This is a genomic window from Psychrobacillus psychrotolerans (assembly GCF_900115805.1).
Lineage (GTDB): Bacteria > Bacillota > Bacilli > Bacillales_A > Planococcaceae > Psychrobacillus > Psychrobacillus psychrotolerans.
The window spans coordinates 78,784-104,094 of sequence record NZ_FOXU01000009.1 but is presented as its reverse complement, the minus strand read 5'-3'; the positions used below and the strand labels follow the sequence as shown (position 1 = coordinate 104,094).

At 36.2% G+C, this 25,311-nt stretch carries 20 protein-coding genes and 2 pseudogenes; 9 read left to right on the top strand and 13 right to left on the bottom strand.

Translation table 11 applies throughout. The annotated features are described in order from the left end of the window. Window positions 1-11: 11 nt before the first annotated feature. Window positions 12-1,442, bottom strand: coding sequence for a carotenoid oxygenase family protein (locus BM260_RS15710; RefSeq protein WP_175496321.1), 1,431 nt, complete (start codon window positions 1,440-1,442; stop codon window positions 12-14). Beyond that, window positions 1,439-2,443, bottom strand: a complete 1,005-nt coding sequence (locus BM260_RS15705; protein ID WP_093538295.1) for an NAD(P)H-dependent flavin oxidoreductase — start codon at window positions 2,441-2,443, stop codon at window positions 1,439-1,441. Before BM260_RS15705 ends, BM260_RS15710 begins: the two co-directional genes overlap by 4 nt. 263 nt (window positions 2,444-2,706) lie before the next feature. On the opposite strand from BM260_RS15705, the gene BM260_RS15700 reads away from it, so the two are divergent. The 4 genes from BM260_RS15700 to BM260_RS15685 all read left to right on the top strand — a co-directional run bounded on the left by BM260_RS15700 (window position 2,707) and on the right by BM260_RS15685 (window position 6,062). Then, window positions 2,707-3,030, top strand: coding sequence for a muconolactone Delta-isomerase family protein (locus BM260_RS15700; protein ID WP_093538294.1), 324 nt, complete (start codon window positions 2,707-2,709; stop codon window positions 3,028-3,030). A gap of 12 nt (window positions 3,031-3,042) precedes the next feature. Then, entirely contained in the window at window positions 3,043-3,963 is a 921-nt protein-coding gene (locus tag BM260_RS15695; protein ID WP_093538293.1) for an alpha/beta hydrolase, read from the top strand. Next, a complete protein-coding gene (locus BM260_RS15690) occupies window positions 3,960-4,442 on the top strand; it encodes an acyl-CoA thioesterase (protein WP_093538292.1) in 483 nt (160 codons plus the stop codon). Before BM260_RS15695 ends, BM260_RS15690 begins: the two co-directional genes overlap by 4 nt. A gap of 261 nt (window positions 4,443-4,703) precedes the next feature. Next, window positions 4,704-6,062 carry a sigma-54 interaction domain-containing protein gene (locus tag BM260_RS15685; protein ID WP_245762759.1) on the top strand — a complete coding sequence of 453 codons (1,359 nt, stop codon included), beginning with the start codon at window positions 4,704-4,706 and terminating at the stop codon, window positions 6,060-6,062. Between the two features lie 29 nt (window positions 6,063-6,091). Here BM260_RS15685 and rpoN read toward each other — a convergent pair whose 3' ends face one another. Beyond that, entirely contained in the window at window positions 6,092-7,420 is a 1,329-nt protein-coding gene (gene rpoN, locus BM260_RS15680) for an RNA polymerase factor sigma-54 (protein WP_093538291.1), read from the bottom strand. A 338-nt stretch (window positions 7,421-7,758) separates the two neighbouring features. Next, complete coding sequence (locus BM260_RS15675) at window positions 7,759-8,130, bottom strand: MarR family winged helix-turn-helix transcriptional regulator (RefSeq protein WP_093538357.1); 372 nt, start codon at window positions 8,128-8,130, stop codon at window positions 7,759-7,761. A 197-nt stretch (window positions 8,131-8,327) separates the two neighbouring features. Between BM260_RS15675 and BM260_RS15670 the strand changes: the two genes are divergently transcribed. Further along, window positions 8,328-8,846: a CarD family transcriptional regulator gene (locus BM260_RS15670; RefSeq protein ID WP_093538290.1), complete on the top strand. Its 519-nt coding sequence runs from the start codon at window positions 8,328-8,330 to the stop codon at window positions 8,844-8,846. A 94-nt stretch (window positions 8,847-8,940) separates the two neighbouring features. Here the strand turns inward: BM260_RS15670 and BM260_RS15665 are convergent. Continuing rightward, window positions 8,941-9,532: pseudogene (locus BM260_RS15665) on the bottom strand (DNA glycosylase). 177 nt (window positions 9,533-9,709) lie between these two features. Between BM260_RS15665 and BM260_RS15660 the strand changes: the two are divergent. Beyond that, window positions 9,710-10,849, top strand: coding sequence for a SpoIIE family protein phosphatase (locus BM260_RS15660; RefSeq protein WP_093538289.1), 1,140 nt, complete (start codon window positions 9,710-9,712; stop codon window positions 10,847-10,849). Between the two features lie 168 nt (window positions 10,850-11,017). Here the strand turns inward: BM260_RS15660 and BM260_RS15655 are convergent, their stop codons facing one another. The 5 genes from BM260_RS15655 to BM260_RS15635 form a co-directional block, all read right to left on the bottom strand. Further along, the gene (locus tag BM260_RS15655; RefSeq protein WP_093538288.1) at window positions 11,018-11,872 is read right to left on the bottom strand and encodes a CheR family methyltransferase; all 855 of its coding nucleotides are present in this window, start codon (window positions 11,870-11,872) and stop codon (window positions 11,018-11,020) included. A gap of 13 nt (window positions 11,873-11,885) precedes the next feature. After that, window positions 11,886-14,672, bottom strand: coding sequence for a CHASE3 domain-containing protein (locus tag BM260_RS15650; protein ID WP_093538287.1), 2,787 nt, complete (start codon window positions 14,670-14,672; stop codon window positions 11,886-11,888). Window positions 14,673-14,880: 208 nt separating this feature from the next. Beyond that, window positions 14,881-15,450: an SF0329 family protein gene (locus BM260_RS15645; RefSeq protein WP_093538286.1), complete on the bottom strand. Its 570-nt coding sequence runs from the start codon at window positions 15,448-15,450 to the stop codon at window positions 14,881-14,883. A 310-nt stretch (window positions 15,451-15,760) separates the two neighbouring features. Continuing rightward, the gene (locus BM260_RS15640) at window positions 15,761-17,212 is read right to left on the bottom strand and encodes a vWA domain-containing protein (protein WP_093538285.1); all 1,452 of its coding nucleotides are present in this window, start codon (window positions 17,210-17,212) and stop codon (window positions 15,761-15,763) included. 6 nt (window positions 17,213-17,218) lie between these two features. Continuing rightward, a complete protein-coding gene (locus BM260_RS15635) occupies window positions 17,219-18,394 on the bottom strand; it encodes an AAA family ATPase (protein WP_093538284.1) in 1,176 nt (391 codons plus the stop codon). A 474-nt stretch (window positions 18,395-18,868) separates the two neighbouring features. On the opposite strand from BM260_RS15635, the pseudogene BM260_RS18945 reads away from it, so the two are divergent. Next, window positions 18,869-19,070, top strand: a pseudogene (locus BM260_RS18945) (tyrosine-type recombinase/integrase); the annotation flags it as partial. A gap of 67 nt (window positions 19,071-19,137) precedes the next feature. Here the strand turns inward: BM260_RS18945 and groL are convergent. Further along, window positions 19,138-20,769, bottom strand: a complete 1,632-nt coding sequence (gene groL / locus BM260_RS15625) for a chaperonin GroEL (protein WP_093538283.1) — start codon at window positions 20,767-20,769, stop codon at window positions 19,138-19,140. A gap of 42 nt (window positions 20,770-20,811) precedes the next feature. After that, window positions 20,812-21,096: a co-chaperone GroES gene (gene groES, locus BM260_RS15620; protein WP_093538282.1), complete on the bottom strand. Its 285-nt coding sequence runs from the start codon at window positions 21,094-21,096 to the stop codon at window positions 20,812-20,814. A 187-nt stretch (window positions 21,097-21,283) separates the two neighbouring features. Here groES and BM260_RS15615 point away from each other — a divergent pair, with 187 nt between their 5' ends. Next, window positions 21,284-22,012, top strand: coding sequence for a CPBP family intramembrane glutamic endopeptidase (locus tag BM260_RS15615; RefSeq protein ID WP_093538281.1), 729 nt, complete (start codon window positions 21,284-21,286; stop codon window positions 22,010-22,012). Window positions 22,013-22,085: 73 nt separating this feature from the next. On the opposite strand, the gene BM260_RS15610 is transcribed toward BM260_RS15615, so the two are convergent. After that, window positions 22,086-22,727 (bottom strand): redox-sensing transcriptional repressor Rex, encoded by a 642-nt coding sequence (locus BM260_RS15610; RefSeq protein ID WP_093538280.1) that lies wholly within the window; start codon window positions 22,725-22,727, stop codon window positions 22,086-22,088. A 129-nt stretch (window positions 22,728-22,856) separates the two neighbouring features. Here BM260_RS15610 and BM260_RS15605 point away from each other — a divergent pair, with 129 nt between their 5' ends. Beyond that, window positions 22,857-24,788 (top strand): ABC-F family ATP-binding cassette domain-containing protein, encoded by a 1,932-nt coding sequence (locus tag BM260_RS15605; protein ID WP_093538279.1) that lies wholly within the window; start codon window positions 22,857-22,859, stop codon window positions 24,786-24,788. Window positions 24,789-25,311: the final 523 nt, after the last annotated feature.

The following is a 25,311-nucleotide window of genomic DNA, read 5'->3' as shown; positions in this document are numbered from 1 at the left end:
TATTGCTTTTTTCAAGCTTCTTCTTTTCCATAGAAGTTCTCACCCGAAATCCAGGTAGCATGAAAGCCCATGGGTACAGGTTGGGGTAATGCAATTCGTGCAATTGGTCCAATATCAAATTGCTTTGCGTCTAAAATAATGAGCTCTGAATGATCAAGTTCTTCATTATACAGATACGTAATTACATAGCCATCGTCTTCACAGCTTGCATTTTTTTTGGGTGCAAATGCTGCTTCTGTTCCATACTGATGAGGGCCAAACATGTATCTTGTCGATCCACCAGTCCAAGTATCATATTTTACTAAACCATTGAATTTCAACGTTAGCGCTGATTCGATATGGGCATTGTAAGAGTAACGACTTTTTCGACCTAGATAATTTAAATTCATCACTGGAAATTCCGTGTTCATGTCACAGAGTTCTCCTTCTTTCACTTCACCTGTTATCCTATTTAAGCGCCAATAATGCAATTGTGCATTCATCTGTAGATATTGCATCATACGTTCAATTTCACTTGCACTTGCATTTTTCGGTGGCTGAGGCTCTTTCACACGGCATCCGATCAGGACGATCTCGTCTCCTTCTTCCCATGCGTTGATCGAGTGATAAATATAGCAAGGTTCTGCTTCAAACCACTGAATATCTTCGGAAGAACCGTAACGCGGAATCACCCCAAATCGACTCGGTAACTCGCGGTGAAATTTTACTTTATAACGTCCTTTTTTCAAGGCTTCTAAATCATTGAATAGAGGTAAATCCATTAAAATCGAATGGTTTTCTGTTATCCACATATCATGTGGGTTTCGCGGTCCAGGCAGCTCAATCGGCACACTATGAACAGATTTACCATCTGCTGAAACAACTCCGTACATCATATAGGGAAACTTATTTCCATAATCAAAAAAGATTAATTCACCCGTATTTTCATCGACTTTGGAATGTGCTGAGATACTTGTAGATAACTGACCTTGGAAATTTTCTACACCAAGTGTTTCTAATGTTTTCGCATCGATCCGATATGGTTCACCAGACATATACCAAAGACTTAACAAATTGTTATTATGATAGATAACATCTGTATTAGAGGTGTTCTTTAATCTTTCAAAGCTTGGGTTTTGTAGGACATTCCCCATCAATCCAACCCACTCCGATTTTTTTGTTTTATCCTCGTATTGATAGCCTTTAGTTTCAATGTAGCGGTTACGATAACTGACTTTGCCATCTTTGATGTAAATTCCGTGTAACATTCCATCCCCGTCGAACCAGTGATGCCTTTCCATCGGTTCATACTTTTGACTTGGACCGTTTCGAATATAAGCACCACTAAAATCTACGGGAATCTCTCCCTCAATAACTGGTAATTCTTCTACAAACAATTCTTCGATTGATGGACGTCCATACAAAGGTGCTGACAAATACGGGTTAAACTCTACTTTTGTCATTTCACTCTCTCCTTTTGAATCTCTGCTTTCCATTGATTTGTTGTAATTAGATCATACTGCGCTTGCTCATATTCTTTTTGAAATTGCTTGATAATCGAAGCAACCGGTTGAATCATTTGAGTGGCTCCGACACCATGACCTGCTGACCATATATCACGCCAAGCTTTCGATTCTCCTTGTGGACTACTAAAATCGATAGTTTCTTTTGGTTGTAATTTATCTGGGATTAGTCCTGCCTGTTTAATACTAGGGATAAGCATATTCGCATGTACTCCTGTAAATGCATTAGTCATTAAAATATCATCGCATTCAGCCTCAACAACCATTTCTTTATATGCTTGTTGCGCCATACTTTCTTCTGCCGAAATGAATGATGTGCCCATATATACCAAATCTGCCCCTAAAGCCTGTGCAGCCAATATTCCTTTTCCGCTCGAAATTCCACCCGCTAGTATGATAATACCGTCCCAGAATTGGCGAACTGCCTCAACAAATGCAAATCCTGTCATCGTTCCTGTATGTCCTCCTGCTCCGGAGCTTACAAGAATTAAGCCATCTATATTAGCTTGAGCTGCTTTCTTGGCAAAATGAACAGAGTTGACATCTGCAAAAACGAGCCCTCCGTAACTATGCACAGCGTCCACTACACGTGCTGGACTTCCAAGAGCTGTAATAACAATCGGTGGTTGATAACGTTGGATTAACTCCAACTCTTGTTCAAATCGATCATATGATTGATGTGTAATGATATTAGCTGCCCACGGTGCAACTTTTCTATTTGGATGTTGAATACATTCTTCTAATAATGACTCTGAAATCTGTTTCATCCATTCTTCCAAACATTCAATCGTTCGAGCATTTGGAGCAGGAAATGAACTGATCACTCCATTTTTGCAACTTGCGATGACTAAGTCGGGACCCGATACTAAAAACATTGGTGCAGCAATGACGGGTAATACTGTTTTCTCGCCTATACGCTTCAAGATCGATTCTCTATTCAAAATATCTCCTCCTTTTAGTCGTTGATGACTATAATCTAAATATTGCAAGAACCATGCCAAAGAACAAAAGACAGTAAAATTGGGGGAAAAAATTTAATAATGATTCTTTTATTGATCAGAAAAAGTATTTTGATTCCAAAATGAATCAAAATATACTTTTTATAATTCTTTTAAAGCTTATACAACGACTTACTTAAGACTTGGCATGAATTTTGCAAGATATAAATTGAGTAACATTAAATACCTACAAGGAGGTAGACAATATGCTCTTTTTAATTCGGGCAACAGTTCATCAACAAAATTTAAGCAATGAAGAATTATGGACACTTTGGGAAAATGAAATTACCATCGCAAAAAAAGCAATGGAAAGTGGAAAGATTATAAGCGCCTACAAAGTTGCAGGCTCAAAAGAAGTTGTCTTAATTTATCAGGCAGATTCACACGACGAGTTGGATCGTGTATTTACCGCTCAACTTCCATTAGCTGATTATTTAACGATTAATGAAATGACTCCTATTAGACCGTATCTGGACTTTGCAGAAGATGTCATCAATCGATGGGGAAAAAAACATAACAAGAACAACTGAGGGGGATTTAATATGAGAATTGAAAAGATTTCATTTCGGAGTGAAGGTGTCAATTGTAGCGGACTTTTATACATTCCGGAATATGAGATTTCAAGTAAACAATTTCCAGGAGTTGTTATGGCCCATGGATTTAGCCTTGTAAAAGAAGCCTATTTACCAAAATACGCTGAAAAGTTTGCTGAAGCAGGACTAGTTACCCTCATTATCGATTATCGTAACTTTGGAGAAAGTGAGGGCAATGACCGCCAACATATGGATCCACTAGAACAAATCAAAGATTATCGCAATGCTATTTCCTGGCTGTCGATGCATCCAAATGTCCAAGCAGATCGAATTGGAATTTGGGGAACTTCCTATAGTGGTGGTCATGTCTTGCAGGTTGGGGCAGTTGATCGTCGAGTGAAAGCCATTGTTTCTCAAGTACCTACTATTCGTGGTTGGATTGGTTCCGAGAAAAAAATGGGGAAAGAAAATATGAAAGCATTCATTGAAAAGCTAATTGCCAATCGACAAGCACGCTATGCAGGTGCACCTATTGAATACATTAAAGTTGTCGGGACAGATGGCGAATACAGTGCACAAACACACCCTGAGGCATACCCTTGGTTTACACAAATGGCTCAAGAAGTCGCCCCCAATTGGATAAACCTAATTACACTCGACTCGATGGAGCATTATGTCGAATATTTTCCAGCGGCAAATATTGACCTTATTTCACCAACCCCTCTCATGATGATTGTCGCAACTGAAGATGGTATTACACCACCGGACGCAGCAATTGATGTCTTTAATACAAAAGCGAAAGAACCAAAAAGCTTGGTGAGATTACCAAAGGGACATTTCGACGTATACAATGGGGAAACTTTTGATAGGGCACAAAAAGCTGCTACCGACTGGTTTATAGAACACTTATGCAAAGGAGCAATACAATGATTCTTCCAGAATACATCACACCGACACTTGATGATTGGCTAGCAAAATTCCACTTTTCAACCGAGTTAAAGGTTCGTGTTTGTGAAACTGACTTATTCGCCCATGTAAACAATACGAGTTACAGCCTGTATTATGAACAAGGACGAGCTGACTACCTCGAACACTTAGGCTTTTATAACCATGATATTATGTTTGTTGTTGGCGATATTTATTGCCATTTTCAGCGAGAGGCCTATGCACGCGACGAATTGATAGTTCTAGTACGAACATCTTACTTCGGCAACAAATCACTGACCATAGAAAGTGCCATACAAAGAAAGTCTACTGGTGAATTGATTTCATCTAATTGGACCACCCTCGTGCTAGTTGATGCCAAAACAAAGAACACCATTAAGTTACCTGACTTTGTAAAAGAAGCTATTCAACATTTCGATCAAAGTAATTTACAGCGTATAAAGACTAACAACAGCTCATTTTGAGTTTCAATTCTGTTTCTTACTATCAAAAAAAGCGAAGAAAAACATATCGTTTTTCTTCGCTCTTTTTAATTGTTTGAAAAGCTATAATATAACGAAGTTCTCTCATCGCTCTATTACGGGTCCAAGGAATAACTCTATACTATCCTAGTTGATTTTATAAACCTTTAGTTGATTTTAAATTCAAAATATTATAACATTTCATAATAGCCTATGTAATGATTCTAAAAAGAATCACACTACTTATGACTACTCTAAAATGAGGTGAGGATAATCGACAACCTGTATTTTCTTGCATTCCAACATAGCTTTGATGGCATTTGTATTCTAGACAAAAATGGCATTGGACTTGAGATGAACAAAGCCGCCGAAAGAATTACAGCTTTTAGACGAGAAGATTTTATCGGAGAAAACACAAAAGCTGCCATTGAAAAAGGCTTTATTTCAAAATCAGTGACTGAGCTTGTACTGAAAGAAAAACGGACGATTACTGAAGTTGTTAGTATACAAGGTACCGAAAGATTACTTACCGGAAACCCCATTTTCGATACGGAAGGTCAACTAAGTTATGTGGTCCTAAACGTTCGGGACATTTCAGAATTAAACAATTTAAAAATAGACTTGTTGCTCTCAATTGCGCTCAAACAAACAAGAATCGAAACATCGCTAGCAAAAAGTCCTAAAGTACTCTCTGCTGCATCTGTTTCAAAAGATATTATTGCTTCAAGTCCTAAAACTATATCTATTGTCCAATTAGCCACCAAAATTGCCAAAGTAGATTCTTCCATCCTAATTCTAGGAGAATCAGGCGTTGGAAAAGAAGTTATCGTCAAACTAATTCACCAACAAAGTCGAAGGGCTAATAAGCCACTTATCAAAATCAATTGTGCTGCCATACCACAACATTTGCTTGAATCCGAATTATTTGGCTATGAAAAAGGTGCCTTCACCGGCGCAAGCGACCAAGGAAAGCCTGGTCTTTTTGAAGAGGCTAATGGTGGAACTGTTTTTTTAGATGAAATTGGGGACATGCCTCTTGATTTACAGGTGAAATTATTACGCGTCCTCCAAGAGCATGAAATTAGGCGTGTAGGTGGTAGAAAAGAAATTAAAATCAACGTCCGAATTGTATCTGCAACAAACAAAAACCTTGAAGAGTGTGTTCGAAACGGTGAATTCCGTGAGGACCTTTACTATCGGCTCAATATCGTACCTATTAAAATTCCACCCTTACGCGAACGAACAGAAGATATTAAACCACTTGCACATATGATTTTAAATCGTACAAACCAAAAATACCATTTAGATAAGTATTTCCAACCTGGTGTTGTCGAGCTTCTTCAAAAGCAACCGTGGCCTGGAAATATTCGTGAATTAGAAAACATGATCGAACGTCTTGTTGTTACCTCTGAACAAGATGAAATTACTTGGAGTGACCTACCGTTCATTTCTGAACAGCCTGATCTTACAGAAAGCTATTCATTAAAAAAGATACTGGAAGATGTCGAAAGAAAGATTATTCTTGAAAAAATAGCTATGTACAAAACGACTAGGAAAGCTGCAAGGGCACTTGGTATTAGCCAATCTACTATTGTAAAAAAACTACAAAAATATCAAGAATAACATGCCGGAGCTTCACAGTATAAGTAGGTTTATAAATAGATGCGCCTTGATGAACTTAGAATATTTAATTCTTCACGATATTTAGACACAGTGCGACGGGAAATTTGAATACCTTCTGCTCCCAAAATATTTGTAATTTCCTGATCTGCCAGTCGATTGTCTGGTTTTTCGCTATTGATCAACTCTTTAATACGACGCTTTACGTAGCTTACTGAGTCCATTTTACCCGAACTATTTAATAATCCTTTTGTAAATAATGACTGTAACGCATAAGTACCATGTGGGGTACGTATATATTTACCTCTAATCGTACGGCTAATTGTAGATTCATGAACACCAAGAATTATCGATACGTCCTTTAAACGCATAGGTTTAATTTCTTGCATCCCTTTTTCAAAAAAACCTTGCTGTTCTTCAAGTACTACTCGAATTAAGCTGTAGAGGGTCTTGTCTCTTTGTTCGATTCCTTGAATTAATAATAGTGCATCCTTTAAACAGTCTTGATAATACTCTTTACATGTAGGGTCGGATTGTAATAAATCTACGTATGTTTTACTTATTGAAACACTCGGTAAATATTTCTGATTTAATTGAATCATCCATTGTTCCTTACTCTTTATCACCTCAGCATCAGGCATTATATATTGTACAGGATTAAACATGTACCCCAAAAATGGCACTCGATTTAACCCTTTTATATAGTTTAGTGTTTCCTGTGCTTCTTTTATTGAAATACTATACTTCTTACTTAATAGTTTCAGTGAAAGTGTAGCAGCATTTTCAAGATCGAACTTCACAAAATTTACAGCAAGTGGGGGTGCTGTTAAATCTCGATCAATTTGAATGAGTAAAAAATCGATTAAACTCCTTGCTCCTACCCCTACTGGTTCGAAAGTTTGCAATAACTCTAAAATTACTCCTACGTGGTCATTTGTTGTTTTGAACCTTTCTGCGACCTCATCTAAATCTACATCTAAAAATAAGCGGTCATCTAAGCTATAAATTAAATATTTTAGAATGCTAATATCCGTTTTAGATAAATTTTGATGTAGTGGTATCTGTTCTAATAGATAAGGATCAATACTTTCCTTTTGCGCTAACCTTGTTTGTAGTGAATCATATTTTTCCATACGGACACTACCTCTATCTTTTGAAAAAAAAGAAGCTAGTTCTAAAACATCCTTATAACTTTTTTGAAATTTCGAATCCTCCACGTGTATTAGAGGATTATCGTTTGCTTTTTCAAAAATATATCGTTCCAACTCTGCACCCGAATACTGCAAAACTTCAAAATTTTGTATTAGGTCCGGTGTTAATGTCATTTTAAGACGTTGTGAAACTTCTAAAGAATTATGCATTATAATCCCCCTCCCTATTATTATAATACAATTACAATACTTTAATATACTCATATTCTGAATACTTTTTACATTCAATTAAAATAAAATAACTATGACTACCACCATATTATTGAATATATTCTAGAATAATTTTTAGAAAAAAAGGCCGTTACTTTGATAACCGATAAATTCCCAAGTAAGAAAGCTAGCTGTTCATCCAATGGTCCCTTTTTATCCCTATATTATTCTATGAAAAAGAAAAAGCATCAACGTTAAAAGACCACTCACCCATTTAATTATGGAGAGTGGTCTTCAATTTTTAAAACTAGACTTGTATGATCTTAATGGGTTCCAAATTAAATTCCCCAGTCCAGTTTCAATATTTCTTTGAATACATCTAACTTTTCTCTATCTATTTGATCTGCAATTTTTTTCTCTAATCCAGCCTTAAGGGATTCATTTTTTTCATAGCATGCTTCTCCTAAGGTAGTTAACCGAATGCATTTTTCTTTTTTATTGTGTGTTACTTGATTAACTTCCACTAATCCCTTTGATTCTAAGCTTCTTATGAACTTATGCGTTGCCTGGCGTGTAATATTTACTTGTTTATTAATAGAGGATATGGTCGGATTCTTTTTGTATATTCTTGCGATGATGAACCACTCTGAATTAGATATATAGATATCATTGCTACTATTCCATAATTCTTCTGTTACCTTTCGAATCATAAGATTCCTCTCACTTATTAGATCAAATAAATCTAAATCATTTATCTCGAAATTCAAGCACTTTCCCCCGTTCAATAATGTCCTTTACAAATATACAAGCACTCTATCAAATCGTCAACTAAGTTGACTATTTTTATATTTGGGTTATAATTAGCTTAGTTAACTTAGTTGACAATATTCTTTAGAGGAGCATGTAAATGTTTAAAGTTGGCGAACTAATTGTTTATTCTACTCATGGCATATGTCAGATAGATGATATTTGTGAAAAAACTTATTTCGATATTACAAAGAAATATTATGTTTTACACCCATTAGACAATCTGAAGTTATCGATAAGCACTCCGGTCAATAGTAAAGCGGTAGCTATGCTTGAACTCCTTGATCAAGCTGAGGCTAAAACAATATTAAATTCCTTTGGCTCATCGGGTATTGAGTGGATTGAAGATAGTAAACAACGTACAAAAACTTACTCTGAGATTATTAAAAGTGGTAATCGAAAAGGGCTCGCAAAAGTAGTAAATACACTTTTACGAAAAAAGTATGATGCCCAGTTGGAAAATAAAAAATTAGTTGACCAGGACTTGAAACTATTGATTTCCGTTCAAAACATTCTGTATAGAGAACTGGCATATTCTTTAAATACTTCCTTTGAATCCATATTGGAAGAGATTTCAAACAGTGTTCACTCAAAAATGAAAGTTTCCAGTACTGTGTGATATATTCTATACAAAAAGCCCCGACCAATTCAGTGAATTGATTGGAGGCTTATTTAGTTCTTTTCATATCAACGAACTTAAGAACATCTTCGATTCAATATAAGAATCTCCATAAATAAAAGGTTGCATATGACTCCCAGCCCCTCAATGGGACTTCTAGTTTTGATATTTCTTCTTTTGTTGGTTTATCTACTGTACCGGTTAAATTAGCAATATCCCCGAATATTTCTACCATTCTTCTTTTTAATGTATATGTATATGCAAGATTGATTTGTTGTCCAAGAATTCCCCATACTATAGCTTCAAATAAATCTGGAATCCCAATATTACGAAGCCCATAAAACTCATTCACTGGATGATGTAGTAAGTTATCTTTTTTAGCCATTTCATAAAAAGGTCTTAAATCAGTATCTAAATCAAACCATTCCCTTACATAGTGATGTACCTCGTCACGCACCTTTTCGCTCACTACTGAGGAGTCCCCTAAAAAACAAATACCAATATTTCCGTCAACATTCTCGCTAATTTCAACCAATGGAACCGTATCTGTGAATTGGCTTTGTGACTTTATCGTCCCTGATTTCGAACAAGCACTCGTTGGAAGACCTTAACATATATCTAATATTTTCACTGAAGCTAAATTCTTGTGGAACAGTAACTATATCATCATAGTGATAAATACCCATAATAAAACACTCCTTTCAACACAAAATTATTGAACTCAATTTTAAATTGAAGCATTAATCTTTTAAATACCGTATCTGTATAATCTTTTGTATAATAAAGAGATAAAAAGTATTAGTTCATATTATTAAGTGATAAAATACAAAACTATCTTTATAAACTACAGGGGGAAATAACCAATGACGATTTTACTGGTAGATGACAATACCGTCAATCTATTTGTAATAGAAAAAATATTAGATAGCGCTGGTTATAAAGATACAGTTTCACTAACATCGGCTCAAATGTTATTTGACTATTTACAACTTGATCACCCTAATCCAACCTTTAATTCGGTTGATTTAATTTTACTAGACATCATGATGCCCGAAATTGATGGCATTGAGGCTTGTAAACGTATTAAACAAAATGAGAGATTTAAAGATATCCAAATAATCTTTGTAACAGCACTCGAAGATAAAAACAAACTAGCTGAAGCACTTGATATTGGTGGGAGCGATTATATAACTAAGCCAATAAACAAAGTGGAGCTATTAGCACGTATTCGCGTAGCCCTTCGATTAAAGGCAGAACTTGACTGGCATACCCAACATGAAAACAAAATTCAATACGAGCTAGACTTGGCCACACATGTCCAAAGAAGTTTATTGACCGCTCCTTTTAAAGAAGAAAAGATACAAATCGAAGTATCATACCTTCCTTCTTTTAATCTTGCAGGAGATATGTACTATTGGCATAAAATAAGTGACAATCGATATGCGATCGTTTTATTGGACATGATGGGACATGGTATTTCGGCTTCCTTAGTATGTATGTTTATATCCTCCGTACTAAGAGAGTCTATTAAGCAATTAGTAGAGCCGGAACTAGTTATTAAGGAATTAAATCGTTATATGCTTCTTTTACATAATGAAAAAATTGGAATCCCTTATTATTTTACAGCTATCTATATGGTCGTAGACACAGAAAAGAAAACGATTGAATACGTGAATGCTGGTCATCCTCCGGGATTCGCACTTGTAGACGATACTAAAATGGTTCCATTAGATAAAGGGAGCTGCGCAGTTGGTTTCTTCGATGAGATTGAGGTTAAAAAAGAGATTATTACGTACGAGAAAGATATACAAATTATATTGTATACAGACGGAGTTCTAGAAGCTATGGATCCTTGTGAAATAGAATCTGAAAAAAAACTTGAACAGTTAGCTTCTAAAAGATGGAAACAATCACAGTCATTGATTGATAACCTATTAACAAAAGAACAACAAACTGCTCAACCTGACGATATGTGTGTGTTAATGATTAAATGCAACGAATAATTTAAAAAGTACATTCTTATATAAAAAAAAGCACAAATGTTATTTTACAACATTTGTGCTTTTTTAAATTTATTGGTTAACTTAGGAGAGATATGATAGTCAGCTATGATTAGAAGCTTAAAAAGTAAATGTAAATACTCCTCCTAAAACATCCTAAAGTAATCATTATCAAACCCTTTGATAAATACGTTCATTCCCTGCTATTTCTTGATACTTCTCCGTGACTTGAGAGAAACGGAGTGTTTCTTTGTCTCCCAATCCGAGGAACCCTTGAGGGCTTAAACTCTCATAGAATAGATGCTGTACCTGTTCTTGGAGATCTGCAGTAAAGTAAATAAGGACATTTCGGCATATAATAACATGAAACTCATTGAATGATTGATCTGTCACTAGATTATGCTGAGCAAAGATAATATTCTCTAGTATAGATGGATGAAAATAAGCATATTGATCATCTGCTTTATAGTACTCAGAAAATGCGTAATTTCCTCCTGCAAGCATATAGTTTTTCGTATATGCTTGCATTTTTTGGATAGGAAAGGCCCCTTTTCTTGCCTTTTCCAATACTTGTTCATTCATATCCGTCGCATATATAACTGCTTTGTCCTTGAGTCCTTCTTCTTCTAACAAAATTGCCATGGAGTATACCTCTTCACCCGTTGCACATCCTGCATGCCAAATTCGAATCTCTGGATACTTGCGAAGAATAGGAACTACTTCTTTTCTAAAAGTCTTAAAGAAGCTAGGATTACGAAACATTTCTGTTACGTTGATGGAAAAATCATTTAGCAAGCTTTCTAAAAAGTGCTCTTCATGTATCACTTTTTCTAGTAACCCGGTAACTGTCTCAATGCCATTTATATTCATGCGATTGTGAATACGACGAGAAATGGAAGATCGGTTGTACTGTCGAAAATCGAATCCTGATAAGCGATAGATGGCTTCCAGCAAGAAATCGATCTCCAAGTCTTCATGTTGTTTATATACTTCCTCAAGTTTCATATTTTCACCTTGCTTGTCCATCTTTAAAACTCCCTTAAGATACTAACCATACTCGAAGAACAGAGAATAGTTGATCTAGATTTAGCGGTTTACTGATATAGTCAGAAGCACCAGCTTCCAAACACTTATCTCGATCATTCTTCATTGCCTTCGCTGTTAAAGCTATTACAGGTAATTCTTTCAATTGTAAATCGTTTCTAATTCTATACATTGCTTCATATCCATCCATATTCGGCATCATAATGTCCATTAGTACTATATCAATTTCAGTATTGTCCTGTAATATATCCAAGCATTCAATGCCATCTTTGGCTACCAGGATATTCACTCCCCTTTTTTCAAGGGCCGTTTTAAGAGCGTATATATTACGGTAATCATCATCAACGATTAAAATATTTTTGTTTTGGAAAACATTCGTGTGATCATGCAATGAAACTAACACTTCATCTTTTTCAATTACAGTTTGCTTCTGGACATCAAGCCTAGCCAAATCTGACACAAAAGCTGTGGACGGTTCGTATGATGACTGTGTTACAGCTACCTCTGAATAATCTATATTTAGATGTTTATCTAGAATAAGGCCGTTCGGAAGACTTGGAACAACTAGTTTAAATACGCTCCCAACACCTTCTTCACTTTGCAATGTAATCCAACCACCAAGCAACCTTGCAAACTGTTTACAAATAGATAAACCAAGACCTGTTCCACCAAACTTACGAACGGTTGCACCATCCGCTTGCTGGAATGTCTCAAAAATCAGCTCATGCTTGTCTGCAGGAATACCAATACCTGTGTCGGCTATCGTTACTTCCAACCAATCTTTGCTTATTGCTCTCATTTCCTCTGTTTGCAGTTGGTTCTCAATTTGTTTAATCGTTAATGCAACGGAACCTTCTTCCGTGAATTTAAAGGCATTGGATAGAAGATTTTTTAAAATCTGCTGAAACCTTTTTTCGTCTGTAAAGAAAAGGTCTATTACATCGTCCTCTTTGAAAATATGAAATTCTAAATTTTTCTTCTGTGCAATAGGCGAGAATACATGCTCCATATGTTGAGGTAACTCACTTAAATTGACTTCTTCAAATAGAACTTCGAGTTTACCTGCCTCTACCTTAGAAAGATCTAAGATGTCGTTTATTAGCGAGAGTAAATCTTCTCCTGAAGAATGGATAACATTTGCAAACTCTGCATCCTCATCTGTTAAACGTCCTTGATCGTTTTCTGCTAGCATTTCCGATAATATCAGAATACTATTCAAAGGTGTTCGGAGTTCATGAGACATATTCGCCAGAAACTCTGATTTATAGTTTGAATGTAGGGTAAGTTGCTCTGCCTTTTCTTCTAATTCTTTCCTAATTTTCTCTAGCTCTTTGTTTTTTGTTTCCGCATCCTTTGTTTTTTCTTCTAACTGCTCATTAATTTGTGTTAATTCTTCCGTTTGCATTTGAAGCTCTTCGGATTGAGTTTGTAATTCCTCAGACTGTACTTGTAATTCTTCTGTCATCGCTCTAGATTCGTTTAGTAGTCGAATAATTTCCATGCGTCCTATGACACTATTAATCGATAATCCAAAGGTCTCCACAATTTGTTTTACTAAGTCCTGCTGTAGCTTACTATATTCAGACATAGTAGCAAGTTCCATCACTGCTATGACGTCCCCTTCAAATAATATAGGAACAATAAATATACTACGAGGAGGTACTTCCCCTAAACCAGTAGATATATAGCGATAATCTTCCGGTATTTCATTAAAGATGAAGGTTTGTTTCTCTTGCACACACTGCCCAATTAGCCCCTGTCCAATTCGAAAACTTTCTCTTCCAATATCCTTCTCGAAATTATTATCTGCAAAGGAGGCATTCTTTATGAAATGATTTCGGTTATCCTCTATTTCTCTTACATAAAATGCACCAGAAGAAGAGTTAGTCATCTTAGCTATTTCAGACATAAATACTTTTGCAAGTGCTTCTATAGAAGCAACACCTTGATATTTTGTCACAATTTCAGCAAGATTTGTTTGCAACCATTCTCTGCCATCCAAATTATCCAATAGATCATTGGTTGCATTTGCAAGTTCATTTATTTCATCATTCGTATTTACATGTATTCTTTCTTTCAAATCACCATTGTTAGAGGCAATTTTTTTAATGGTTTGTGTCACATCATTAATAGTCCTAACAATTGATTTCGAAACCTGGCTTGATATAACTATTGCAATGATAGAAACAGTTAGAAGCAAACCGAATAATCCTCCTGTCAAATTATTATTTTGCTTATCTAACTCCTCTGCCCTAACTTGGGCAATCTCTCTTTCGGATTCACGGAAGTCGTTAAACTGATTTCTTATAGATTGCATGTATTCACGACCACGGTCATTGGCATAGAACTGTTGAATAGCAGCATCATCATTGTCCCTTTTCAGTCTAATCGCGTTCTCCCCAGCCTCCTCTATCCACAGGTCAGTTGTTTCTCTTACCACCTGTAGTTTTTGTTGCTGATCTGGTTTATCCGCCATTAACTGATACAGTTCCTTGAATTCAATCTGCCACTCACCAGCTGCTTTGTAGTAAGGCTCTAAATAGATTTCATTTCCTGTAATGACAAACCCACGCTGACCTGCCTGCATATCCATCACAAATTTCTCTACATTATTTGTCAGTGTTTCTACTTTATTATTATATTGAAGAAGAAAATTTCTTTCTTGCTGAAGTGAACGAATTTGATTGTTTAATATAATCACGGAAGCAAATAAACAAACAATAATAATGATGTATCCGATGGTAATCTTAGGACGTATACCAAACTTCCATTTATTCTCCATTTATATCCTACCTTTATTTTAGATTTCTTATTTTATACTATAGCAATTAGCCGTAAAATAACAGTGTTCCTTAGACTATTTAAAACAATCTATTATTTAAAATATTTAAATATAAAAAAGAAGAAAGACCTCTCTCCAAAGCTATGTTTGGATGAAAGGTCGCTAAACTTTTGAATGTCATTATAAATTTTCACATCGTCATTTATCATCATAATTTACTAAGTCGTATGGCATAAAAATACTGTACGATTGGATGCTTTAGCTTAATCTTCTCAGCCATATTTAAAATTCGTTTTTTTCCAAGCCGTCTGTCTACCAAAGCTAGAATATTCATTAGAATATCATTGCTCTCTAGGCTTTCCTCTAGAGGAGTGGATAAAAACTTATTAGCTACAACGATAAAGTTTGATTTGCTTAATGATGACTGCGCTGACAAAAGCTCCTTTGCCAATTCTGATAACTTTCTGCTCCTTGCTATTACTAGTAGGCGATCCTCTGGAACTAATCCCTTGGTTTCTTTTCTCAATACTTCGATTTCCTCATTACTGATAGGAATTTGTATACCAGAGTCATTCTTAATTTCTAGCTCTGCCTGATACCATTTGATTAATGTAGTTCTATCGCTCATATTGAAGACATTCTTTTTATCGACCGCGATATAACAACTCCCTGCTTTATCGGGTAAATAACGGTAGCTAGTTGCACGGTATTCAACTCTTCCTTGTAATGCAGGACTGAGAAAACTCTCCAAATTTTGTTTTAATTTGCTCCAGGACATATCATTCTCCTTAATTTTCATACTGTATAAATAAATTGAGTTAGTTAAGCTGTACTAATATTATCATACAATAATCAACACATCGAACATACTAAATGCTAGTTAATTTTAAAAGATATCAGGCTTCACCAAAATTTTTGATTTGGTTATTACTCATTTTTACTATATAGGAAACTTACTATTCATCCTTGTTAAATTTAATAGTATTTTAAAAGCATAAAAAATAACCACCTCTCTACTTACGTGAAGTGGTTATAGCTTTATTATATTAAAGCAAATGAAAAGAAGAGCCAAAATGGAAAGCTTTCTTTTATATTTCAAACGCAGTAAAACTACCTTCATCATCAAAATCTTTAACTTTAATAACCTTATCGGCAAACTGTTCAACAGTATCTATGCTGCAACCTATTACAAGGGTTAGCACTTTAAAATTCTTCTCCTTTTTCTTTCTATTAAATGCTTCAAGAAATGAAGCCGAAACCTTATCTTCTCCGTCTGTTACAAACACAATATCCGCTTGCTTAAACTTGCTTTCATTTATTACATTCAATGCTCCATCAAGCGGAAGCGCAAAGTTCGTACCTCCACCTAAGAAAGTTTGGGCTAAATTGATCATATCTGAACTTTTTATTTTTCCTTTTTCGAATGTTAAAATCTGCGTGGAGGTAGAGAACAAAATTAAACAAAAATCCCTTCTTTGCTTTCTTGCAATTGACATAAGAGCTAATGTAAAACCTTTGGATTGGGTGTCTAGCCTTTGCATACTTCCCGATTGATCTAGACAAAGTATGATTGGTCCTTTCCCCAATACTTCTTTCCCTATTTGCTCATATTGCATTGTCTGACCTTCTACAAAGCGACGAAGGAAGTCGTTCTTAGTTATTGGGTGTATATATAAGCCCAATTCTATCGGCAGTAATCTTTCCACATCGTTGCCTAACGTAATCCCACTTCTTTCTATTGATTCACTTTTATTGGGCTTTTGCTTATTGCGAGCTATCTGTTTAAATCTTCCAGTCCAATCTGCAATTTCTTTCATCTTTTTATTAGATGCAATTTTTTCAGCTAATGAGATTTGGTCACGCAAAGGAATCTTTTTCAGTTCTGCATCACCATTCCCTGCACTGTAGCCACCAAGCAACGACTTCAGACTATCTTTCACTTGTTTTGTTTCTTGCATAGCGTGAACCAATGCATGGGAAAAGCTGTCACTGTTGATTTGAAGCATCCATTGCAATTTCTCATTAAACTTGGTCATCGCTTCTGTAAGATTCTCTTCTGACACCAAAGGTTCTTTTCCTATATACTCTTGCCGCTTTTGCTTTAAAAAATTCCTTTGAATCATGTGAAGTTCCTGCATCTGTTTCTGAATTTTTTCATCTTCCTGTATTTGGTCAACCAGCCATTGGTTCGTCCTCTCTCCGATTTTCACAGTGGCAATAGCTGACGACAAATCATCCAATCGGGTGAAGTTCCGGTATTCTACAAAATATCCATCCTTCATAATTCTTTCCATGAGTGTTTTATTGACCGTAAGCATGTTATCTACATCACTTTCCGTAATTTCAGGTTTCATCTTATATAATGATGCCCAAATGTCAGCTAGTAATGGTTCGAACATCGGTAATACACCTTCACCTCTAACCTTTTGAAGACCGGGTGACATCTCAAATACTTCTCTGAAGCGTCTTTTATCGAATGAGTCCGTGTTCAATACGGAAAGATTCTCGATGTAACTTTTAGGAGATTTCACAGAGGTCATCCCTTTTCACATCTTAAAAAAGATACTCGTGGAACATCTTTTTTCTCCTAGGTTATCCAAATAACAGGGTTCTAAAATCCTATTCAACATTTCATGTTGCATCGAGGTTACTTTATTTAGTAAGACATCGATATCAGCCTTTCGACTTTCACTTTGATTTTTAAGCTTATTTAAATCAGCCACTAAGACCATCATTTTTTGAGTCGCTTCCATTCCAGTCTCTGGTGACTGATCCTGGAGTATGGAGTAGAACACTTCATTTGCTTCATTTTGTAAGGAATAGAGAGTTTGCGTAATAACGTCATGTGCATGGTTCCGAATAATGTAAGACACGGCATCTTTTTGCTCCACCTTTTCCCAAAGAACATTTTCAAGAATCGCGATATCATCCATCTGGACAACTTGCCTTTGGTTAATCATTGCTTTCGCTTGTAGAACACTCAATGACTGCTTGAACCTTCTATCTGATGGGCGAATTCCTTCATCCCTTAACTCCACACGAATTTTCGATAGGGCTTTATATACCTCGTCAGGAATGACTACCCTATCGGTCAAAAACTGGAGATGCAGCAATTCTTCCATTGTCATGAATGGCATTTGTATAGTTTGACCAGCAGCTTTCAACATCGAGACAAAATTTGTTTCATCTGCGATAAAGTCAATCTCGAATCGCAAAAGGAAACGATCAAATAGCGCATCAAGCCCTTCTTCTTCCTCAGGGTATTCATTAGAAGCACCTATTACAGACATCAAGGGAACTTGAACTGGTGACCCATTATTATAGAATAGTCTTTCATTAATAAGCGTAAGTAAGCTATTCAGAATAGCAGAGTTCGCTTTAAAGATTTCATCTAAGAAAACTATATTCGCTTCCGGCATTTTAGATGTAATAATCCGTTGGTATACGCCCTGTTCCAAACCTTTTAACGACAATGGGCCAAATACTTCCTCGGGTGTACTGAACTTTGTCAGCAACCATTGAAAATATGCAGATCCCTCTATAATTTTAGATAATTCACTCGACAATGCCGATTTTGCAGTTCCTGCAGGACCAATCATGAGCATATGCTGCCTAGAGAGTAATGCAACTAGAATTCCTTCAACCTCATTCTCTCGTTCAAAAAACTTTGAATTGAGGGCCTGTCTGATTTCCTCTAACTTATTGCAATTAGTAAATATCATTTTATATAACTCCTTACTTTGTAATATAAATAGAAAAAATCCTTGCTTGTAGTCTCACTTTCCCATTACTCGAAAGAAAATATATGCGAGAACTGGTTTTAATACAGTTTGATTCAAACTCACTCACTTTACTCTTCCCATAACTATATTTTACTGAAAGATGCTTCTTCTCCTTCCAAAACAGAACAAAATATACCTCTCCAAAATTCAGCGAATTAAAGAGAGGCATCAATATTTAATATAAATTAAAGTGCATAAACACCAAACTATCGTTTTTTTCCTAGTAACAGCACTAAAGATGAGGTGAATAGAAAGTGAGTAGAAACTATGGCCATAAGGATAAAAGAGTAAGAAAAAAGGTCTTTCAACAATTCAGCGAATTGATGAAAGACCTTCCTATTTAGAGTATTTAGAGGCGCAGATGGGGCTCTGTTCCTATATAAGTGGAATGGTTGACTAAACCAATCGATTTCAACGCATTCATTAAGGCATACGCACACTTCATTATTAGCAGAAGCAGGTGTCGCACTCGAACAAGTCATGGATAGACTTGGCCATTTCAGATGATCAAATCACCAAGAATGTCTATCTCCACGTTACAAAAGAAATGAAAAAAGAAGCTTCCCAAAAGTTTGCACAACTAATGAGAAGCCTCGAATATAATACTCTGTGTTAGCAAAATGTTAGCATTTCACTTTCACCTTACATACAAACCCATATATATCAAGGGTTGAAGTGGCTTATTACATCATGCCGCCCATTCCACCCATGTCAGGCATACCCATGCCGCCGCCTGCTGGTTCTGGAATATCTGCTACTACTGCTTCTGTAGTTAAGAATAATGCTGCAACAGATGCAGCATTTTGAAGTGCTGAACGAGTAACTTTAGTTGGATCTACGATACCAGCTTCGATCATGTTCACCCATTCGCCTGTTGCTGCGTTAAAGCCGATACCAACTTCTTCACGTTTCAAACGATCTACAACGATAGATCCTTCAAGACCTGCGTTGTTAGCGATTTGACGAACTGGTTCTTCTAATGCACGAAGTACAATTTTCAGTCCAGTTGCTACGTCGCCTTCTTTAGTTTCTGCTAATTCTGCAACTTTGTTGTATACGTTTACTAGTGCAGTACCACCACCAGCTACGATACCTTCTTCTACAGCTGCGCGAGTTGCGTTTAAAGCATCCTCAATACGAAGCTTACGTTCTTTTAGTTCTGTTTCTGTAGCTGCTCCAACTTTCACTACTGCTACACCACCAGCTAATTTAGCAAGGCGTTCTTGTAGTTTTTCTTTGTCGAATTCAGATGTTGTGTCTTCTAATTGAGAACGGATTTGTGTTACACGACCAGCGATGCGATCAGAATCTCCGTTACCTTCTACGATTGTCGTATTGTCTTTAGATACAACAACTTTAGAAGCGCGACCTAACTGTGTAATATTAGCAGATTTTAAGTCTAAACCTAAATCTTCTGTAATTACTTCAGCACCAGTTAATACGGCAATATCTTCTAGCATTGCTTTACGACGGTCACCAAATCCTGGAGCTTTAACAGCTACAGCATTGAATGTTCCACGTAATTTGTTTAACACTAGAGTAGCAAGTGCTTCTCCTTCTACGTCCTCAGAGATTAGTAAAAGTGGCTTGCCTTGTTGAACTACTTGCTCAAGCACAGGAAGAATTTCTTGAATGCTTGTGATTTTTTTATCAGTAATTAAAATATATGGATTATCTAAAATAGCTTCCATTTTATCTGAATCTGTCACCATATAAGGAGATGCATATCCACGATCGAATTGCATACCTTCTACTACATCAAGTTCAGTTGTAAACCCTTTAGATTCTTCAATAGTAATAACACCGTCGTTACCAACGCGTTCCATTGCTTCAGCGATTAGTTCACCAACTTCAGAATCACCTGAAGATATAGCTGCAACTTGAGCAATAGACTCTTTGCCTTCGATTTGTTTAGAGATTGCTTTTAGTTCTGTAACTGCTGCAGCAACTGCAAGGTCAATACCTTTACGGATCCCTACTGGGTTAGCACCAGCTGTTACGTTTTTCAATCCTTCACGAATCATGGATTGTGCAAGTACTGTAGCAGTTGTTGTACCGTCACCAGCGATATCGTTTGTTTTAGAAGCAACTTCTGCCACTAATTTAGCACCCATGTTTTCGAATGCATCTTCCAATTCGATATCTTTTGCAATTGTTACACCATCATTAGTAATAAGTGGTGAACCAAATTTTTTCTCTAGAACAACGTTACGTCCTTTTGGTCCAAGTGTTACTTTAACAGCATCTGCAAGTTTATCCACTCCACGTAGCATTGCACTACGAGCGTCTTCACTGAATTTAATTTCTTTAGCCATGTGTATAGTTACCTCCTGAATATATTTTGTGAAGTTTTATTATTAGCCAATTACAGCTAGTACATCGCTTTCGCGTAATATTAAAAAGTCATTGTTGTCATATTTCACTTCTGTACCTGAATATTTAGAGAAGATGATACGGTCTCCCTCTTTAACGTCAAGTTCAACGCGAGTGCCGTTTTCAAGTACTCGTCCAGTACCTATAGCAACAATTTTTCCTTCTTGCGGTTTTTCTTTAGCAGAGTCTGGAAGTACGATGCCAGATGCTGTTTTTTCCTCAGCTTCGATTAATTCGATTATGATACGATCACCTAATGGTCTTAACAAGTGAAACTACCTCCCTAAAATAGTAAAATGTAATATTATTAGCACTCTTACTCTTTGAGTGCTAACACACTTATAATAATAATTAATCACAGAACATTTTGCAAGTGAGAAGGTATCTTTTTCTTTTATTTCCTATTTCCTATACAATAAAAGGAGAAGGTACATACAGAGAGGAATCAAACTGTTCATGAAACAACAAAAAACCGGTATCTACATTTTAATTGTTTATTGTATTATGCAGTTATCAGGAGCTGTGTTTGCACCGCTTCTTTATAAGTTATTAGAAACTATGGAAATAGAAAATGCAGCCCTCATTGCTTCTGGATGGTGGGTATTTCTTAGTATGGGGATCGCCACATTAATCACCTTGTTCATTATTAAGAAAGACAATAATTACTTAAAACCGTTAAAAGGCAAGTCTAGTCCACTCCTTCAAACAGTTGGTTGGGGAGTTATCGGTTTTTTCCTAGTCCTTTTAGGTCAAGCTTATGCAGCTAACATTGAACAAAAGTTTGGTGTGGATCCTGGATCAGAGAATACAACCCAGTTTATCGAAATCGCCCAAGCTGTACCATTAGCTATTTTTTCCATCGTTATTTTCGCTCCTATTTTAGAGGAGCTCATATTCAGACGCATAATCTTCGGAACATTATTACCAAAAACTAATTTCTTTGTAGCTGCTTCTGTTAGTGCGATTGTATTTGGAATTATTCACTTTGACTTTACGCACATACTACTATATGCAGTATCAGGATTTATATTCTCCTTTATCTATTACAAGACGAAAAGGATTATTGCGTCTATGATTTCCCATATGCTATTAAATGGATTCGTTGTACTCGTTCAATTTTACGGAGATGAAATCCAGCAATTTTTGAAGCAATATTCCAATATGCAGTTAATATTCTTTCAATAGTACACTCCTATAACTTCTAGTCATCAATAAAAAGCCTTTGACCCATTAGCATTGTGGTCAAAGGCTTCTTTAGTTATTCAGTATGTTCGTTTCTTATGAGATAAATCAAGGTTTGCAATTCAACAGATAAATCAATTGTGTGTACTCGGATCGCATCCGTTGTTTGAATACGAATTGGTGTAAAGTTTAGTATCCCTTTAATAGACGAAGTCCCTAGTTGGTCTGCTACTTGCTGTGCTGATCTACTCGGTAAAGTGAAAATAACTAACTCAATTCCATATTCCTCTAGTTTTTCTAGCATAACACTAGAATGATATACAGGTATATCACTAATAGTCGTTCCCTCAACAGGTGCCTTTGTATCAAAAGCTACAACAATCTTAGTGTTATGATTTTTTTGGAAGTTATACTTCAAGAAAGCAGTTCCCAAACTACCAACACCAATAAGTGCGACATTCGCTGCCTCATCCTGATCTAGTGTTTTACGGAAAAACTCCAGTAACGTTGGTACTTCGTAGCCGTAACCCTTTTTCCCGAGAGCACCAAAATGAGAGAAATCTCTTCTAATTGTTGCGGAATCAATCTTCATCGCTTCACTCAATTCCTGTGAAGAAACTCTTTTATGTCCAGCATTATCAAAGCTTTGTAAAAATCTATAATATAATGGAAGTCTTTTTGTAGTTGCTTGAGGAATTCTTGGTATATCTGGTTTCATAAAAATCCTCCTAGTTTAGTCAAACAAATCGTTTTTATCTTACTAGACATTTCTACCATTGTAAAGCTATGGCGTTGCAACAACAAGCCCTATCTATTACACTTAAGTTAGAATTGAGGTGCGAATACTGTGATCGTTTTACAAGTCAATCAAATAACAAAATCCTTTAACGGTGAAGATATATTAACAAACGTAAAGCTAGAGATTCAGGACAGAGACCGGGTCGCCCTTGTTGGCAGAAACGGTGCTGGAAAATCTACTTTACTTAAAATAATTGCTGGTGAAATGTCATACGATTCAGGCGAAATCATTATGCCCAAAAATATTCGTCTTGGCTATCTAGAGCAACATGCAGGTCTAGAATCTAAGCTGACTATTTGGGACGAAATGAAGACTATTTTTAGTCATCTCATTAACTCAGAAAAAGAGCTTCGTTCCTTAGAATCACAGATGGCTGATCCTTCTGTATATGAAGATACCGAGGCTTATGCAAGAGTGGCAGCAACGTACGATGAATTGCAATTAGCTTTCAATGAAGCTGGTGGTTATCGCTTCGAATCTGATATTCGATCTATCCTACATGGCATGCAGTTCTTCCCAGAAGATTATGAGAAGCCAGTACAAGCATTATCTGGTGGTCAAAAAACGAGACTAGCATTAGCTAAAATGCTTTTAAGTAAGCCAGACTTACTCATCCTCGATGAGCCTACCAATCATTTGGACATTCAAACATTAAGCTTTTTAGAAAATTATTTAAAGAATTATAATGGTGCTGTTCTTATCGTATCGCATGATCGTTACTTTTTAGATCAGGTAGTTACCTTTGTGTATGAGGTATCTCGTCATAATGTAGCAAGATTTGTTGGAAACTATAGCTCTTACTTAACGCAAAAAGCAAAAAACTATGAATTAGATAGTAAGAAATATGAAAAACAGCAAGAGGAAAAAGCAAAGCTAGAGGAGTTTGTTAGTAAAAACCTAGCTCGTGCCTCTACGACTAAAATGGCCCAATCTAGACGGAAGGTTATTGAAAAAACAGACTGGATGGATTCCCCAGATGGCGATGAAAAATCTGCTTCATTCGGATTTACTATCGACCGACCTAGTGGGAATGACGTTCTCCGCCTAGAGGAAATTGCAGTCGGTTATCCAAACAATACAGTTTCATCTAACATATCCTTTTCTGTGTACAAACAGGATCGAATTGCACTTGTTGGACCAAATGGAGTTGGAAAATCGACTTTACTAAAAACCATTATGAAACAACTGGAAGCTGCTGGAGGCAAAATTCAATATGGAACAAATGTCCAATTTGGTTATTATGACCAAGAACAAGCAGCACTGACTGGCAATAAGACAGCTTTGTTAGAACTGTGGGATGAATGGCCATTGATGAATGAGCGAGATATCCGTAACGTATTAGGTCGATTCTTATTTACGGGAGATGATGTACAAAAAACGGTATCTACACTGTCTGGTGGTGAAAAAGCTAGACTTGCACTTGCCAAGCTCATGCTTTTAAAAGCGAACACCCTTGTACTCGATGAGCCTACTAACCATCTAGACTTAGACAGTAAAGAGGTTCTCGAAAATGCATTACTTGATTTCCCAGGGACGATTATATTCGTATCCCATGACCGTTATTTCATTAACCGAATAGCAACAAAAGTGATTGAGTTAGCAAGTGATGATGCAACCCTGTTCCTTGGAGACTACGACTACTACTTAGAGAAAAAAGAAGAAATGGAAGAGCTTGCTTTAGAAAATGCTGTCGTGGAAAATACGGTAGTTACCAAAGTGAACACATCCACTATAGATAAAGAAGCTAAGAAAAAAGAACGCCAGCTTCGACGTCAGCTAGAGGAATTAGAAAGTCAGATGCCGACGGTGGACGCGGAAATTACGATAATCGAAGAAAAGCTATGTGAACCGGAGATTTTCCAAGACCATGAAGCTGTTCAACAATTACAAATGGAACTCGATCAATTGAAGGAAAAACAAGATAACTTATCCAATGAGTGGTTGGAATTACAGGAACAACTGGAAGAAATAGCGACTTAAAGAAAAAAGGTAGTGTAACCAATTTTGTTTTGGCTTCACTACCTTTTCTTTTTCAACACTTTGCTTTCTAATCTTGGTATTTTCTCCCTGACTACTAAAATTCTACAATTTTAGTATTAATCCTTCCTTTATATTAATTTTTCATTGAATGTCTGTCGTATGGTGTACATATATGTTGGTCAAGTGCTATTTTGCAATAATTTTTCTCCACATATTTATTCACAAAGAAAAACGAGTTATATCAATCTATCAACAGGTTTATCCACATTGTCCACAATTCAAAAACTTAGTTGTCCACAGCACTGTGCATAACAATCATACTATATATAGTTTTATCTTAAGTTACACACATGTTATCCACAAATTGTGCATAAGTACGGATGTTCTCTATTGACAACTACTAAATTCCGTGTTAAAAAACCCTCTTTTCTTGTCGAAGAAAAGAGGGCATCAATTATTTGTCTAGGCTCTAGCCCCTTGAGTTGTTTCAGAATGTCGGATAAAGGCAAAAGATGCCTTACCG

What these genes read in the sequence shown, in the direction of transcription:
- BM260_RS15710 (WP_175496321.1), bottom strand. Translation starts at nt 1,442, where the DNA reads ATGACAAAAGTAGAGTTTAACCCGTATTTGTCAGCACCTTTGTATGGA.
- BM260_RS15700 (WP_093538294.1), top strand. Translation starts at nt 2,707, where the DNA reads ATGCTCTTTTTAATTCGGGCAACAGTTCATCAACAAAATTTAAGCAAT.
- BM260_RS15695 (WP_093538293.1), top strand. Translation starts at nt 3,043, where the DNA reads ATGAGAATTGAAAAGATTTCATTTCGGAGTGAAGGTGTCAATTGTAGC.
- BM260_RS15690 (WP_093538292.1), top strand. Translation starts at nt 3,960, where the DNA reads ATGATTCTTCCAGAATACATCACACCGACACTTGATGATTGGCTAGCA.
- rpoN (WP_093538291.1), bottom strand. Translation starts at nt 7,420, where the DNA reads ATGCATAATTCTTTAGAAGTTTCACAACGTCTTAAAATGACATTAACA.
- BM260_RS15675 (WP_093538357.1), bottom strand. Translation starts at nt 8,130, where the DNA reads ATGATTCGAAAGGTAACAGAAGAATTATGGAATAGTAGCAATGATATC.
- BM260_RS15670 (WP_093538290.1), top strand. Translation starts at nt 8,328, where the DNA reads ATGTTTAAAGTTGGCGAACTAATTGTTTATTCTACTCATGGCATATGT.
- BM260_RS15660 (WP_093538289.1), top strand. Translation starts at nt 9,710, where the DNA reads ATGACGATTTTACTGGTAGATGACAATACCGTCAATCTATTTGTAATA.
- BM260_RS15655 (WP_093538288.1), bottom strand. Translation starts at nt 11,872, where the DNA reads ATGGACAAGCAAGGTGAAAATATGAAACTTGAGGAAGTATATAAACAA.
- BM260_RS15650 (WP_093538287.1), bottom strand. Translation starts at nt 14,672, where the DNA reads ATGGAGAATAAATGGAAGTTTGGTATACGTCCTAAGATTACCATCGGA.
- BM260_RS15645 (WP_093538286.1), bottom strand. Translation starts at nt 15,450, where the DNA reads ATGTCCTGGAGCAAATTAAAACAAAATTTGGAGAGTTTTCTCAGTCCT.
- BM260_RS15640 (WP_093538285.1), bottom strand. Translation starts at nt 17,212, where the DNA reads ATGACCTCTGTGAAATCTCCTAAAAGTTACATCGAGAATCTTTCCGTA.
- BM260_RS15635 (WP_093538284.1), bottom strand. Translation starts at nt 18,394, where the DNA reads ATGATATTTACTAATTGCAATAAGTTAGAGGAAATCAGACAGGCCCTC.
- groL (WP_093538283.1), bottom strand. Translation starts at nt 20,769, where the DNA reads ATGGCTAAAGAAATTAAATTCAGTGAAGACGCTCGTAGTGCAATGCTA.
- BM260_RS15615 (WP_093538281.1), top strand. Translation starts at nt 21,284, where the DNA reads ATGAAACAACAAAAAACCGGTATCTACATTTTAATTGTTTATTGTATT.
- BM260_RS15610 (WP_093538280.1), bottom strand. Translation starts at nt 22,727, where the DNA reads ATGAAACCAGATATACCAAGAATTCCTCAAGCAACTACAAAAAGACTT.